Consider the following 16,037-nt stretch of genomic DNA (forward strand, 5'->3'; position numbering starts at 1 on the left):
CATTTACACGAAAACGGAGAGGGCAAAACAAATCTGGAGAAGCGGAGCGCTCGCCTTTATCCCCGGATTACCACCATTATAAGTGAAATTAAAGAAAATCCGGGGATAACAGCGATCGAAAGATTGTTTTGACCGCGCAGTGATCAGTGTAAAGCTACTTTTTCAGCGTGTGACATTTGATCCGAAGGAGATGAACGGGATGAGCGAAACCAATGATACGGTGCTGGAACAGGAAGAACAGGTCGTCGAAGCCGGAGTGCACAACTTTAGCAAAGAAGAGGAATGGGTGAAGCCTGAAGATCCGTTGCTGAATGAACGCCTGGAGTGGTTCAAGGATCAGAAGCTGGGGCTGATGATGCATTGGGGTCCCTATTCCCAGCTCGGCCTTGTGGAGTCCTGGGCGCTAAGTGACGAAGATGGCGATTGGTCACGCAATGATATCGACTGGACTGACGACATGGAGCATTTCAAGCAGGAATACTTTGATCTCAACAAAACCTTCAATCCGATTCGCTTTCAACCTGAGGAATGGGCACAGATGGCCGCGGATAACGGGTTCAAATATTTCCTCTTCACCACCAAACATCATGATGGTTTCTGCATGTGGGATACACATACCACTGATTATCGCATCACGGGCAAGGATACTCCTTTTCATACCCATAAGTATGCGGATATTTGCCGGGCGCTTTTTGACGCCTTTCGTGCCAAGGGACTTGGCATCTCGGCTTACTTCTCCAAAGCGGACTGGCATACGCCCTATTACTGGACACCTGGCATGGAGCGGGGGAGCCATATGTGGCGTGGACCATCCTATGATCCGAAAGAGTATCCATGGCTGTGGGAGAAATTCGTGGAGTTCACGCATGAGCAAATTATGGAGCTGCTGACCAACTACGGACGAATTGAATGTCTGTGGCTGGATGCAGGTTGGGTACGTGAAGGCCGTCACGGTCAGGATATCCGATTGGGCGAAGTGGTGGAGCGGGCACGTCAGACAACGCAGCCATGGCTTCTTGCAGCAGATCGCACGGTAGGTGGACCGTATGAGAATATCGTAACTCCAGAGCAGACCATCCCGGAGCATCCAATGAATATTCCTTGGGAGAGCTGTATTACGGTGGGCAATTCCTTTGCGTTTGGTTTTGATGATCAGTATAAATCAGCAAGACAACTGGCGCATATTCTGCTTGAGGTAGTGTCCAAGGGTGGTAATTTGGCACTGAATGTAGGGCCCCAACCGGACGGACGTCTCCCAAAAGGGGCAGTCCGAAGCATTAAAGCCCTCGGAGAATGGATCAGCACTCACGGAGAGGGAATCTATGGCACACGGATTTGCGGACCCTACTTCACAGGGGAGTGGGCCTTTACACGTAAGGAAGATCTCAACGTATCGTATGCCTTCCGTCTGTACAGAAATGAGAACGAAGCGATTCGGCCCCATGTAATCATTCCATACGTAGAAAAGGTAGAGCGAATCGAACTCGTCGGCACAGATGATGTATTGACATTCCAGCGGACAGAAGATGGACTTGTTGTAGAGTTGCCACAAGCAGCTGTTACCGAAGCAGCACCTATCACACTTACGTTCAGATTGTTCACAAACCAATAAATCTACACTTCGAATCCCGGGGGACTTTTACAGTCCTTCGGGATTTTTTGGGTTGGTGATTTTTGCGAAAAACCTGTGCTAAAGGGCAATTTTCCCTTGTCTGGCAAGGCTTTTGGGAATAAGGAGAGGTGGGAGAAAATTGCAAATTGATAAAAGAACACTGCTCAAGGTACTATCAATTCAAGAAAGCGTTACCTGACATTATTCTTCACACCGATGGCGCTAATACAGAAAAAAGAGTGAAAGAAAAGGATGTTTAAGGGATGTAAATGTAATGTATTATTACACTTAAGGTGTAGAAGGAGTGACGTGAATGAGTCGAGCTACAGGAAGCATACCTGCACCGATGGAGCTCCAGCAAGGAAGGAATCAGGCAGAACCCAAGCGGCAGCATCCGTTCATCAAAAGCTTCAAGAAACACTGGGAGCTTTATCTGCTCGTGCTTCCTCCCTTATTGTATCTGTTGATCTTTAAGTACATTCCAATGGTTGGTGTACAGATTGCCTTCAAAGACTTCAGTGTTGTCAAAGGAATATGGGGCAGCCCATGGGTTGGACTGAAACACTTTGAAGCCTTTTTCGAATCCCCGAACTTCTGGCTGCTGATCAAAAATACGATTGGCATTAGTTTCTACTCGTTACTCGCCGGATTTCCCATTCCGATCCTGCTTGCGCTGGCGCTGAATGAAATTCGAACGGGTTACTTTAAAAAGACCGTCCAGATGGTCACGTACGCTCCACATTTTATCTCCACAGTTGTCATGGTATCTATTATCATTCTGATGCTGTCACCGCATGTGGGGGTTGTAGACAAGCTATTTACCTTCCTGGGTTTCCCGATGACCAACTTTATGGGCATTCCCGAATACTTCAAATCCATCTATGTGTGGTCGGGCGTCTGGCAAGGTATGGGCTATTCATCGATCATCTATATCGCAGCACTCGCTGGCGTTGATCCATCCCTCTATGAGGCAGCCAAGATGGACGGGGCTTCAAGGCTTCGAAAAATCTGGCATATCGATTTGCCAACGCTCGTTCCGGTCACGGTGATCATGCTGATTCTAAGTTTGGGCAGCATTATGGGCGTGGGCTTTGAAAAAATATATCTGATGCAAAATCCGCTGAACACGAGCGCTTCAGACGTCATCTCCACGTATGTGTACAAGGTCGGTCTGATCGGGGCCAACTTCAGCTTCTCCTCGGCGGTAGGATTGTTCAACTCCGTTATCAACCTGATCCTGCTGGTTATCGTCAACGGCATTTCCCGCAAAGTATCCCAGAACAGCTTGTGGTAAAGGAGGAGCTCATCCATGTTCAATCTGATGAATCGTAACCGGATCAAGGACCCGCTCGGTGATCGCATTTTCATGACAATCAACTATATCTTTCTGTTCGCCATACTGTTAACGGTGTTTTACCCGCTCTTGTATATCATCAGTTCTTCGTTCAGCTCCTCCCGTGCCGTTACATCCGGTCAGGTGTGGCTGTTCCCAGTAGACTTTAACATCAAGGCCTATATCTCCATTTTCAAAAGCCAGCAGCTTATGCTCGGGTTCTACAACACGATTATCTATACCGTTGTAGGCACATTTATCAATGTGGCGCTCACGGTCATGCTTGCGTATCCGTTATCGCGAAAGTCGTTTTATGGGCGGGGGGCCATCATTATTTTCATGATGATCACGATGTTCTTTGATGGCGGTCTGATTCCAACCTATCTCTTGATGAAAGACCTTCATCTGCTCGATACACGCTGGGCGATGTGGCTGCCAGGGGCGCTCGCGGTGTTCCAGGTCATTGTGGCGAGAACCTTCTTCCAGTCTTCCATTCCGGAAGAGCTGGGCGAGGCGGCAGAAATGGACGGATGCCGGGATATCCGGTATTTGATCAGTGTGGTTCTTCCGTTATCGAAGCCGATTCTGGCGGTCATGACCCTGATGTATGCCGTGGGCCACTGGAATGCGTATTTTGATGCCCTGATCTATCTTCGTTCCGAGAAGTTGTTCCCGCTGCAATATGTACTGCGTAATCTGCTGATTCTAAATGCCGCAGACCCGGCGATGTTGGTCAATACGAGTCAGCAACTGCGGGATCAGGGGTTCGAGCAGGTACTGAAATATGCGCTGATCGTAGTCGCCAGCATTCCCATTCTCATTATGTATCCGTTTGTACAGAAGCATTTTGTTAAAGGGGTCATGGTTGGCTCGCTCAAAGGATAATCCTCGCAATTTACACCCGCTAAGCCGCTTGAAAGGGGGTGGGGGAACACTCCGGCTTCCGGGATCGGGTTTAACACGAGCGCAGTGACTAGATTGTTATGCCGTTTACAACAAAAAGGAGGAGTCAGATTGAGAAAATCTTGGATTTCAGTGTTGTTTCTGGTTTTTGCTTCGATGGCTTTGTTGTCCGCCTGCGGTTCATCCGAGGAGACGGGGACAGGGAGCGACGGTAGCGGGGAGAGCGGTGGCCCGGTAACGATGACCTTCTTTGCCCCGCAAGGTAAAGCGTCCATGGAAGAAAATGAGTTCACCAAATTCATCGAGGACAAGTTCGATGTTACTCTCAAATGGGATCTGGCTCCGACGGATGCCTTGCAGGATCGAAGACAGCTGCTGCTGGCAAGTGGCGATTATCCCGAAGTGTTCCTTCATGGCAAGTTCACCACCTCCGATCTCCAGACATATGGCAAACAGGGCGTATTCCTTCCGTTGAATGATCTGATCAAGGAGTATGGTCCGAACTTGACCAAAATCATGGAAGAGAAGCCGTATTTCAAGGAGGCTATTACTGCACCGGATGGCAACATTTATGCACTGCCTATTTTCAATGAATGTTATCACTGCACGTATGCGCAGAAATATTGGATTAATACCGAGTGGCTCGATAATCTGGGTCTGAAAATGCCAACGACGACCGATGAGCTCTATACGGTTCTGAAGGCGTTCAAGGAACAGGATCCGAATGGCAATGGCAAAGCCGATGAGATTCCGCTCACGGGCGCACCCAACAAGTATGTGTGGAACGGGAACATTGATGCCTATCTGATGAACAGTTTTATCTATAATGATAATGATAAATATCTGATCCTGAATGATGGGAAGGTTGACTTTTCAGCGAACAAGGAAGAATGGAAAAAGGGACTGGAGTACATGCACAAGCTGTACGCAGAGGGTCTGATTGATCCAGCTTCCTTCACACAGAACGATCAGGCGATCGGGCAGCTGGGTAACAAGGAAGGCGATGAAGTGGTCGGTTCCATTACGACAGCGTTGGTCAGTTACCTTGTGAACACATATGACAAAGATATTACCCGCCATCAACACTGGGACATCGTGCCTCCGCTGAAAGGGCCAGATGGCGTTCAGACGACAGGCGCCACGCAAAGTGTTGGGGAGTTCGAATTCGCCATCACCAACAAAGCGACCGAAGCACAACAGATTGCCGCCATCAAAATTGTAGATTACATGTTCAGCGAAGAAGGTGCGCTGTATGCAGAATATGGACCGACAGAAGGTAAGGGCTGGAAGAAAGCAGATGCAAATGAGAAAAACATCAATGGCGAGCCTGCGAAGTATAGTTATTATAACCTGCCGGAGCGTGACCCAAATGTTGTAGTTAACGAGAGCTGGTCACAGATTGGAGCACATGACTTGTCCAATACGTTCCGTAATCTGTTTGCAGAAGGTCAGAACCCGCTGGAAGCAGAAGGTTACGGTACCCGTCTGGCGCAAGCAACCAATGTATATGAACCTTATGCGCCAAAAGAAGTCTATCCTGCGAACGTATTTATCCGTCCTGAAGATACAGAAACCGCTGCGCAGCTCACAACTGCCGTCAAGGATTACGTCATGACCAATATGGCTCAGTTCATTATTGGCAGCAAGAACATTGACAAGGAATGGGACGCGTACGTGAAAGGCTTTGATGGTCTGGGACTCAGCAATTACCTTGAAATCTACCAGCGTGCGATTGAGAAGAATCAATAAAGGTTGACGGATTCATGAATGAGGCTGTCCCGATGTCAACACAGGAATCGGGACGGTCTTCTCCTTTTGACAACCCCACTTCATCCGATATAATTTACTGAATATTTATGGAAATTAGCGACCAGATTGGCGTGGTTGTCGTCATGCTCATAAACATTGGTGGGGGGCCTCGAAGATGAATAATAGTTGGTTTAGACGTTTGCTGTTATCATATTTACCTGTTTTTTTTATCGTAACCACCATTCTGTTTATTATCTTCTTTCAGGTATTTAATGAACAAAATCGGAGAGAAGCACTCAAGGCCAATGAATTTTTAGCGTCACAGGTAACGCAATATCTGGACAATTCACTGCGGTCCATTGACTTCAAGGTGCTGCGTGATATTTTGACGAATTCCAACCTGAAAAATTATTATTCGATAACCGGAAGCGAGGATGTGTATGCCGGAATCCAAGCGGTCCAGGTTATTGATGAATTGAAAATAGAGTATCCCCTGATTGATTCCATATATCTGGTGAGATACGGCGATGATACGGTATTCAGCAACGGCAAGGCGGTCCCGATCGAGGAATTCCCGGATGCAGCGTTTATTAAAGACAGTCGTGCTGCGTCAACGCAAAAGTGGGTGGGGGCAAGATCCTTTAAGGCATTCCCGACAGAGGAAGGAAAACAGGTGATAACACTCATTCGTGGTGTCGGAAACGGCACGGGTCTCGTGGTGGTTAACGTTAATCTGGCAACCTTACAGAAGTCCATTATGCAGATGTATGACCCTGAGTTCACCTTCGTTAATATTTTTAATCGCTCGGGCGGCGTTCTGTGGGATGGAGATATGCAGGCTCAGACTACAGCGATTCCCCCAAAAACGGCCTCAGGTGAAGTGTTCTCTGAATTTACATCCAGTTATAGTGGCTGGAAGGTGCAGACGGGACTGAGTAATGGCAAGATCGTCAAATTCGCCCTGAAATTTTATAATATCTGGTTTGTTTTTGCTGTTGCAGTGGTCCTGATTGGTGTGGTGTGGGTGATCTATGTGACAAGGAGAAATTATAAGCCCATCCAGCAGATTGTTACGTTAATTGAGACGGTCGCTTCGCAGAAACAGCCGGGCGTGGGTTATACGAAGGATAACGAGTTCCGTTTTATCCAGACCACGCTGGAGCGAATGATTGATCAAACCAAGCAGTATCAGGAAGAGCATGAAGAGAACCTGATTTTGCAGAAGAAATATTTCTTCCAGGAACTGTTGGAGGGCACGCGTGACTTCACTGGCAGTGAGCTGACAGCGGAGATGAACAGGTTCAAGCTGCCGCAGTTAGAGGATCGATGGGCTGTAATTGTGGTGGAGATTGATCAGTATTCCCGGTTTATAGAGGAGTATCACAGTCAGGATCAATCCCTTCTGAAATTTGTGCTATCCAGCATCTTGCAGGAAAGTGCTAGACATGAGGGGACTGAAGTATGGGCAGAGTGGATATCGGATCAGCGTCTGTATGCGATTGTCTGGATTCCCGAAATGGAGAAGGGTGAGGAAATCGAGCAGAGACTACTTTCCGGTTATCTGGATAGGGTTGGGCAATATTTGAACTTCACCGTAACCCTTGGTATTGGGAGAGTGGCAGTGGATGTTCGCGGTCTGAGAGCTTCGTTGAAGGAGGCTGTACATGCCCTGGAGTACAAGGCGGTGCTCGGCATGAACCGAATCATCCCATGCGGGGAGGTACCGAATTCAACTAATGATGTGTATGAATTTCTGAAGACGATCTCTTTGCTGGTGCAGGCGATGCGATTGTCGGACGATGTCTGGGAAAAGCATTTTGACCGCTTGTTTGAACAAATCCGTGAGTCGGTACTTTCTCGCCAGGAGATTATGAATACGATCCAGTTGCTGTTCCAGCATTATAACCGGGAGTTCGCTGAACTTCCACAGGAGTATCAGGAGCGATGGGCTTTAATATTTACGCCACTTCTCCCCCGATTGGAAGGTTGGGAGACGTTGGATGATTTGCGTGCGTTATGTTGGGAAGGTTTCCGTGAATTGGCTGAGCAGATGCAGATACTGCGTTGCTCCAGAAAACACAGATCGCATATTCTTGAAATTCGCAAGTATATTGAACAGAACTACAACAATCCCGAGCTGTCGCTGAATTATCTAAGTGATTTATTTGATATTAATCCGAAATATTTAAGCAAGTTGTTCAAGGACGAAATTGGCGAGAAGTTCGTGGATCTTCTGATTAGTCACCGTATAGAGAAGGCCAAGCAGCTCATGCTCGAAACAGATAAAGCCATTCAGGAGATCAGCGAGGAAGTCGGATATACGAATTACAATTCCTTCAATCGGGCGTTCAAGAACGTGGTGGGTGTAGCGCCTAGCGATTACCGGAAAGCCATTTGAGCCCATACACCAAATCAAGCCTAACTCATAAGGAGAATGTGCATATGGACTATAAAAATGCCTCACTTCCCATTCAGGAGCGGACCCGAGACCTGCTCGAGCGCATGACAATTGAGGAAAAGATCGGGCAGCTGATCCAGCCGATGGGGTGGAAGACGTATGTTAAGAAAACAGATGGCACGGTACAGGTTACGGATGAGTTTAAAGACGACATTGCACAGGGTGGGATTGGGTCATTGTATGGAACACTTCGTGCTGATCCATGGACGGAAGTGACGCTGGAGACGGGTTTAACCCCCAGACAGGGAGCTGTTGCCACCAATGAAATTCAGCGGTATGCCATGGAGAACTCTCGGCTGGGCATTCCCGTTTTGTTCGGGGAGGAGTGTTCTCATGGGCATATGGCCATCGGGGCGACTGTATTTCCGGTGCCACTTGCTGTCGGAAGTACATGGAACATGGAGTTGTACCGCAAGATGTGCGAAGCGATCGCCGTGGAGACCCGCAGCCAAGGTGGAGCGGCAACGTATTCACCTGTGCTGGATGTCGTGCGGGACCCGAGATGGGGACGGACAGAGGAATGTTTTGCCGAAGATCCATATCTGATCGGTGAATTGGCGGTTGAAGCAATGAAAGGCCTGCAGGGTGACCGGCTCGATTCCAATCGGACCATTGTGGCGACGCTTAAACATTTTGCGGCCTATGGCAGCTCGGAAGGTGGACGCAATGCTGCTCCTGTTCACATGGGATTACGGGAGCTCCACGAGGTGGATCTGCTGCCGTTCAAGAAAGCCGTGGAAGTGGGGGCCTGCTCTGTCATGACGGCGTATAACGAAATTGATGGTGTGCCTTGTACGTCGAGCTCGTATCTGCTGAATGATCTATTGCGCGAGCAGTGGGGGTTTGACGGATTTGTCATCACTGACTTTGGTGCAATACAGATGCTCGTCAATGGGCATAACACGGCGGAGAACGGGGAACAGGCCGCTGCGCAGTCGCTTAAGGCAGGAGTGGACATGGAAATGTCCGGGTACATGTACCGGAAGCATCTGGGGCAGGCGCTGGAGCAAGGACTCATTGAAGAACGGGATCTGGATACAGCGGTAAGGAGAGTTCTGGAGATGAAGTTCAGACTGGGTTTGTTCGAACAGCCTTTCGTCGATCCTGACTTTGCAGAGCAGGTCATTGGATGTGAAGATCATATTCGTTTAGCGAGGCAAGTCGCGCAAGAGGGAGTCGTTTTGCTCAAAAATGAAGACAACATCCTTCCGCTAAGCAAAACAGGTACCAAGCTGGCTGTCATTGGGCCAAATGCGAACCATGTCTATAACCAGCTTGGCGACTATACCTCGCCGCAACCGAGAGGACAGATTGTTACGGTACTGGACGGGATTCGCCGTAAGCTTGGGGTAGATACGAACCAGGTGTTATACGCGCCGGGCTGCCGGATCAAAGGTGACTCCAGGGAGGGCTTTGCGCAAGCGCTCGCCTGTGCTGAACAAGCCGACATCATCGTTATGGTGATGGGTGGATCAAGCAGCCGTGATTTTGGCGAAGGGACCATTGACTTGCGGACGGGGGCATCCGTTGTTACGGATGATCCATGGAACGATATGGAGTGCGGCGAGGGCATTGATCGTTCTTCTCTAAACCTCATGGGTGTTCAATTGGAACTGGTGCAGGAAGTACATAAGCTGGGGAAACCGGTTATTGTCGTATATATTAACGGACGGCCCATTGCCGAACCCTGGATTGATGAGCATGCCCATGCCATTGTGGAAGCATGGTACCCGGGGCAGGAGGGAGGCAATGCCATTGCAGATATTCTGTTTGGTGATGTGAATCCATCTGGCCGTCTTACCATCTCCATTCCCAAGCATGTAGGGCAGCTTCCAGTCAGCTACAACGCCAAACGCACTCGGGGCAAGCGATATCTGGAGACCGATCTGGCACCACAATATCCATTCGGCTTCGGGCTAAGTTATTCGGAATTCAAGTACGAGAATGTAAGAGTTGTGCCGGAAGTAATTGGACCGGATGGTGCTGCAGAGGTGCAGGTGGAGGTCATGAATACGGGAGCAGTTGCGGGACATGAGGTTGTGCAGCTGTATATTACGGACGTATCGGCTTCAGTCACCCGGGCCGAAATTTCACTGAAGGGTTTTCATAAAATCCATTTGGAGCCGGGACAGACCAAGACAGTGACCTTCCCTGTGCAAAAAGAACATCTGGAGCTGATCGACTCCCGCCTTCAGTCTGTTGTGGAACCGGGTGAATTCAGACTGATGGTGGGCAGCAGCTCCAGAGACTGGACTGCTTGCAGTTTACACATCCAGAAGGTGGGGGTGGAGGTATGATTCGAATTCAGAGATTCATTCAGGATCTGGCTCAGAAGCAATGGCTTGATACCATTGAGCTTCCTCAGTGGCAGATGCAGAAAGCCAAGTATATTCGGCCTGGGGAATATGAGTATGATCAGGAGGCTGTGACTGTTCAAAGCTTGAATCCGCTCCATAGCATACACGGAACGACATATTTCCTGAGTCAAATCGTAGAGATTCCTGCGGATTGGGAGGACCAGGGAATTGGAATGATCTTCGAGGCAGGGGGTGAAGGGCTGCTGAAAGTGAATGGCGCCCCTTATCACGGACTGGACCGCAATCATGGGTATGTACCGTTGCCCAAGAGCCGTGTGGGAAGTGCGCCTTTGTTGGAGATCGAGCTGTATGATCCCATACCGGAACCGCATGACCCCCTGAACCGACAGGCGGTGATCCAGCCGCCAATTCAGGGCATACGAGCCGCTCTGGTTCGTGTTAATTTGCCTCTACAGAGTCTGATGTACAGCATTACGGTACTTGCAGAATCACTTCGAGCATTGCCGGAGAAAGACTTGAAGCGCCCCCGTCTTGTCCGGGATATTCATCAGGTAATGGATAAGATGTACAACGAGCCGGATCGCTGGAGTGAAGCGGCTTGGATACAGCACTGGGAAGATTGGCTTGCACAGTCGGTGCAGGAGGAGGACCCGGAAGAGCACCGGGACGGATTCATGCATTTGGTTGGACAATCCCATATCGATATTGCCTGGCTATGGCCTGTGCGTGAGACCGTCCGCAAATCCAGTCGTACCTTCTCCACGATGTGTACCTTGATGGACGAGTATCCGGAGTTCGTGTATTCACAGAGCCAGCCGCAGCTGTATGCGTTTGTGAAGGAACATTACCCGGAACTATATGAGCGGGTCAAAGCCCGAATTGCCGAAGGCCGCTGGGAGCTGGTGGGCGGCATGTGGGTAGAGCCGGATCTGAACATTCCGAGTGGCGAATCGCTTGTGCGACAGATCTTGTACGGGCAGAACTTCTATCAGGAGGAGTTCGGCAAGCGTTCGAGCATCGAGTGGCTTCCTGACACGTTTGGCTACTGTGCCTCGCTGCCACAGCTGCTCAAGCTGGCGGACATCCCTTATTTTATGACCACCAAGCTCAATTGGAATGATACCAACGTTTTCCCGTATGATCTGTTCCATTGGGTGGGTATTGACGGCACCTCGGTTCTTGCGTATCTCAACCATGGTGTGAATGAGCATACCAGGCCCAAAGATGTCGATGAGCACTGGCAATCCTACAAGCAGAAGGATGTACATCCCGAGCAAATGCTGCTTTATGGGCATGGCGATGGTGGAGGTGGGGTAACAAACGAAATGGTTGCGTTCGCAGAAAGGTCCCATTTCATGGTTGGGCAGCCCATTAGCAATTTCAGTACAGCAGGCGCGTTTTTCGAAGAAATTTCGAACAACAATCCTAAGCTGCCCAAATGGCATGGTGACTTATATCTGGAACTGCATCGTGGAACCTATACAACTCATGCACGCAACAAACGATGCAATCGTAAGGCAGAAGTGCTGTATCGGGATGCGGAAATCTGGGGGCAGTTTGCCGGAGTTGAAGCAGCACAGGCGAAAAGTGATCTGGATGAAGGCTGGAAGCTGATTATGCTGAATCAATTCCATGATATTATCCCGGGGACGTCTATTCCCGAAGTATACGTAACATCTATGGAAGAGTATACGAAGGTATTCGCTCTGGGGACATCGGCTATGGAAGGTACCCTTGGCAGTATAAAGGACCGCATTACGACAGACGGCTTCGAGGGCCTGCCCTATATTGTATTTAATAGTCTGGGGTGGGAGCGGGGAGAAGTCATCACGATTACAGGCGACGAGAAACTTAGCGGTTTAGCAGCGTTCGACCATCAGGGTAATCGTCTGGAAAATGACTTGGAGCAAAATGGAGACATGCTCACCTTGTCAGTCTATGTCCCGTCCATTCCGGCCTTTGGGTATACAACGTTATGGCTACGCCAGGCACTGGATGCCAATCTTCATACTTTGAAGCAGGATGAATCCTTCCCTTCTGTCTGGGAAACGGACTTTTACACGCTTGAATTTAACGATGTAGGAGACATCACCAGATGGTATGACAAATCCAACCAACGGGAGTGGCTGAAGCCGGGCGATAAAGCGAACGAGTTACAGTTTTTCCATGACAGGCCAACGTATTGGGATGCTTGGGATATTGATCCGCGGTTTGAATCGCAGCGTGCAGGAGTGGCAGAGCTGATCTCCAGAGAAGTAGTACAGCGTGGAGTAACGCAGGATGTCCTTCGGTTTCACTGGAAGTTAAACGAGTCGGAGATTCACCAGGATATGATCCTGTATCGTCATCAGCGACGTGTTGATTTCAAGACAAAGGTAAACTGGGCGGAGAGCCATAAGCTGCTCAAAGTGGCTTTTCCCGTTGATCTGATATCAGCCAAGGCAGCCTATGAAATTCCGTTTGGTGCGCTGGAGCGGCCAACCCATAACAACACCAGCTGGGAGCAGGCCCAGTTTGAAGTGTGTGGTCACCGCTGGGCGGATATCTCCGAGGGCAACAGTGGTGTAAGCCTGCTGAACGATTGTAAATATGGATATGACATCAAGGATCAGACGATCCGTCTTTCCCTGCTTCGTGCTCCAAAATGGCCGGATGAACATGCTGACCAGGGTGAGCATGAATTTATCTATTCCCTGCTGCCGCATCAGGGAGATTGGCGGGAAGCGGGTGTGGTACGACGTGCGATGGAACTAAACCACCCGGTTCGGGTTGTTGCGAGTGAACGACACTCTGGCACATTGCCGGCAGAACATAGCTGGGTTCATTTCCGTAGTGAACATGTCATTCTGGATACAATCAAGGCTTCCGAAGATGGCACGGGAACGATACTTCGTTTCTATGAGTCATCTGGTGGAAGAGAAACGGTTCAGGTTCAATGGGCTGACGCGTGTATACAGGCGTCTGTAGTCAATCTGTTGGAGGATGAAATTAGACCACTAGCTTGTCATGATGGGAAGTTTGAGCTGACGTTCAAGCCATATGAAATTCAAACCGTGAAGCTGGTTTCAACAGATTAGTCTCAGGAAACCGGATAAGAAATGATCGGAGAAAAAGGAGTGACCGGGTAGGGGTCGAAAATTGTATAGAGCATTCCGTCCGTCATGAAGGCTCACCAGGAATGGAAAATCAAATACCGATTTAACGGGAGGGTATGGCATGAAATTAACAAACAAGATTGGCGTTATCGTGGATAGCTTCGGTGTAGGTGTACGTGAAGGATTAAGCAAAGCGAAGGATGTAGGTGCAGAAGGCGTACAGATCTATGCAGTCCATGGAGAGATGGACCCCGAAAACCTCTCTCCAGCGGCCCGCAAGGAGTTAAGAAGTTATATCGATTCTCTTGGTCTTGAAATTTCTGCCCTGGTTGGCGATTTGGGCGGTCACGGGTTCCAGGTCAAGGAAGATAATCCGTGGAAAGTAGAGAAGTCCAAGCGCATCGTGGATCTTGCTCTGGATCTGGGTACAAATATCGTTACAACCCATATCGGTATTGTTCCGCATGATCCTTCCTCCGAAGTGTATGCCACACTGCATGCCGCATGTGAGGAACTGGGCCAATACGCCAAAAGCGCAGGAGCCTACTTCGCGATTGAGACGGGGCCGGAAACGGCAGCAGACCTGAAAGGGTTTCTGGATACCCTGTCGACCAACGGTGTTTCGGTGAATTTTGACCCGGCAAACATGGTGATGGTTACCGGAGATGACCCTGCACGAGGTGTTCATCTGCTCAAGGATTATATTGTGCATACCCATGTGAAAGACGGTGTGCGCCTGAAGGAAGTAGACCCGAGGGACGTATACGGTGCAGTAGGATATGCCCCTATGGATCATGAGAAAATTGCCGAAATGGTCTCTTCCGGAACATTCTTCCGTGAGGTACCGCTGGGCGAGGGCAGTGTGGATTTTGACGCCTACTTTGCAGCCCTTCGGGATATTGGCTACAAAGGTTATCTGACGATTGAACGCGAGGTAGGCGACCAGCCGGAACAGGACATTCGCAAAGCGGTTAAATTTATCCAACAATACCGATAGGGAGCTGAGCAGATGAAAGTGGGCCTGAGTACGTATAGCTTGTTAAACGATTTGAATTCGGGTGAAATGACGGTGCTGGATATTATCGACTGGATAGCTGCAAATGGTGGCGAGCATATGGAGATGGTTCCCTATGGCTACACCGTGGAGGACAATCCTGATCTCGCTGACGCCATTCGGGAGCGAGCTGCTTCTGCGGGCATTGAGCTGTCCAACTATTCGATGCCTGCGAATTTCGTGCAGGAGACGGAAGAGGCTTTTGAAGAAGAGATGGCACGGGTCAAAAGGCATGTCGATGTTGTTCACCGGATGGGTGTAAAGCACATGCGTCATGACGTAACGGCGTTTACTTTGCCCAAGGAGAAAATGACCATTGCCTGGTTCGAGGAAAATCTGCCGCTGATGGTGAAGGGAAGCCAGATCATTGCTGATTATGCTGCGCAGTTTGGTATTACAACAACCATTGAGAATCACGGCTTCAGTGTGCAGGCCAGTGACCGTGTGCAGCGTGTGCTTCATGCCGTAGATCGTCCCAACTTCAAAACGACTCTCGATATTGGTAACTTCATGTGTGTGGATGAAAATCCGATTATCGGGGTGATGAAAAACCTGCCGTACGCTTCTCTGGTCCACTTCAAGGACTTCTATTTCCGCCCTTATGATGAACATCCCGGTGAAGGGGAATGGTTCACAACTGCTTACGGCAACTTCTTACGTGGCGCCATTGTTGGGCAAGGGGATATTCCTATTCGCAAAATTGTGAAACTGATTAAAGACTCCGGTTATGATGGCAACATTACAGTAGAGTTCGAAGGCATGGAGGAATGCAAGTCAGCATCCAAAATTGCCATGAACAACCTGCGCCGATTCTGGGAAGAGGCTTAAGGCAATCATTTAGTTTTATATCGTGGGGCCACTCTAAGGAAGTGGCTCTTTATGCACTTCTTATGTTAAGGTATATACACGTGGAATGGGTAACGTTAAGCGAACTGATTAAGTGGTCAGATGCCTCTCCATTCCCGGCATTAAGGCAGTTCGAGGTGTTGGTTCGCGAAGCCTAATTTAATAACATTAATTGGTTCTACATAAGGATTAAGTTACGATCATCACAAGTATGGTATAATGGATCTATTCAGCCTGGAAAATGACTGGCTATGGATAGGGGAGATCACTGATCTATGCAGGTATTTGAGGACTGGAACCAGAAAGTAAAGAAAACGTTTAATGCTACGAATCCCGAGGTTGTATTGACGGTATCTGAAGCAGGGAGTTTGCTCGGTCTGACCAAAGATCAGATGAAACTTTATGTAGACAAGAATAAACTAACTAAGGTCCCGATCATGAGAAGTGTTCACCGATACCTCTTGTTGAAAAGTGAAATAGATAGCATCGTAAAAACGCGCTAACCTCATAGGATCGACCACGCCATTTTACCGACAGGATTCGGGAGAGTGGTTTTTTTTTGTGAAGACAGCGAGGATAAAATAAGGATTACAGGACAATCCTACCAATGGATGATCTTGGTGACCCAGCACTACTGGAAAGATGAGCAAGAAGTGGTTATAGCTCCTT

10 protein-coding genes are annotated in these 16,037 nt (G+C 49.0%); all 10 read left to right on the forward strand.

The genetic code is table 11. The annotated features are described in order from the left end of the window. The first annotated feature begins 199 nt into the window (after positions 1–199). The 10 genes from MHB49_RS01135 to MHB49_RS01180 all read left to right on the forward strand — a co-directional run bounded on the left by MHB49_RS01135 (position 200) and on the right by MHB49_RS01180 (position 15,871). The gene (locus MHB49_RS01135) at positions 200–1,612 is read left to right on the forward strand and encodes an alpha-L-fucosidase (RefSeq protein WP_405154707.1); all 1,413 of its coding nucleotides are present in this window, start codon (positions 200–202) and stop codon (positions 1,610–1,612) included. Between the two features lie 313 nt (positions 1,613–1,925). After that, on the forward strand, positions 1,926–2,906 hold the full coding sequence (locus MHB49_RS01140; RefSeq protein WP_405154708.1) for an ABC transporter permease: 981 nt from the start codon (positions 1,926–1,928) through the stop codon (positions 2,904–2,906). 15 nt (positions 2,907–2,921) lie between these two features. After that, positions 2,922–3,830 carry a carbohydrate ABC transporter permease gene (locus MHB49_RS01145; RefSeq protein WP_405154709.1) on the forward strand — a complete coding sequence of 303 codons (909 nt, stop codon included), beginning with the start codon at positions 2,922–2,924 and terminating at the stop codon, positions 3,828–3,830. A 129-nt stretch (positions 3,831–3,959) separates the two neighbouring features. Beyond that, complete coding sequence (locus MHB49_RS01150) at positions 3,960–5,597, forward strand: ABC transporter substrate-binding protein (RefSeq protein WP_405154710.1); 1,638 nt, start codon at positions 3,960–3,962, stop codon at positions 5,595–5,597. A 175-nt stretch (positions 5,598–5,772) separates the two neighbouring features. After that, entirely contained in the window at positions 5,773–7,995 is a 2,223-nt protein-coding gene (locus MHB49_RS01155; RefSeq protein ID WP_405154711.1) for a helix-turn-helix domain-containing protein, read from the forward strand. Positions 7,996–8,039: 44 nt separating this feature from the next. Next, positions 8,040–10,352: a glycoside hydrolase family 3 N-terminal domain-containing protein gene (locus MHB49_RS01160; protein ID WP_405154712.1), complete on the forward strand. Its 2,313-nt coding sequence runs from the start codon at positions 8,040–8,042 to the stop codon at positions 10,350–10,352. After that, positions 10,349–13,450 (forward strand): alpha-mannosidase, encoded by a 3,102-nt coding sequence (locus MHB49_RS01165; protein WP_405154713.1) that lies wholly within the window; start codon positions 10,349–10,351, stop codon positions 13,448–13,450. Before MHB49_RS01160 ends, MHB49_RS01165 begins: the two co-directional genes overlap by 4 nt. Before the next feature lie 139 nt (positions 13,451–13,589). Beyond that, the gene (locus tag MHB49_RS01170) at positions 13,590–14,465 is read left to right on the forward strand and encodes a sugar phosphate isomerase/epimerase (RefSeq protein WP_091001471.1); all 876 of its coding nucleotides are present in this window, start codon (positions 13,590–13,592) and stop codon (positions 14,463–14,465) included. 12 nt (positions 14,466–14,477) lie between these two features. Continuing rightward, the gene (locus MHB49_RS01175) at positions 14,478–15,350 is read left to right on the forward strand and encodes a sugar phosphate isomerase/epimerase family protein (protein WP_405154714.1); all 873 of its coding nucleotides are present in this window, start codon (positions 14,478–14,480) and stop codon (positions 15,348–15,350) included. Between the two features lie 293 nt (positions 15,351–15,643). Next, complete coding sequence (locus MHB49_RS01180) at positions 15,644–15,871, forward strand: hypothetical protein (protein WP_053782996.1); 228 nt, start codon at positions 15,644–15,646, stop codon at positions 15,869–15,871. Positions 15,872–16,037: the final 166 nt, after the last annotated feature.

Source organism: Paenibacillus sp. FSL K6-0108 (genome assembly GCF_045040695.1).
Classification (GTDB): domain Bacteria; phylum Bacillota; class Bacilli; order Paenibacillales; family Paenibacillaceae; genus Paenibacillus; species Paenibacillus pabuli_B.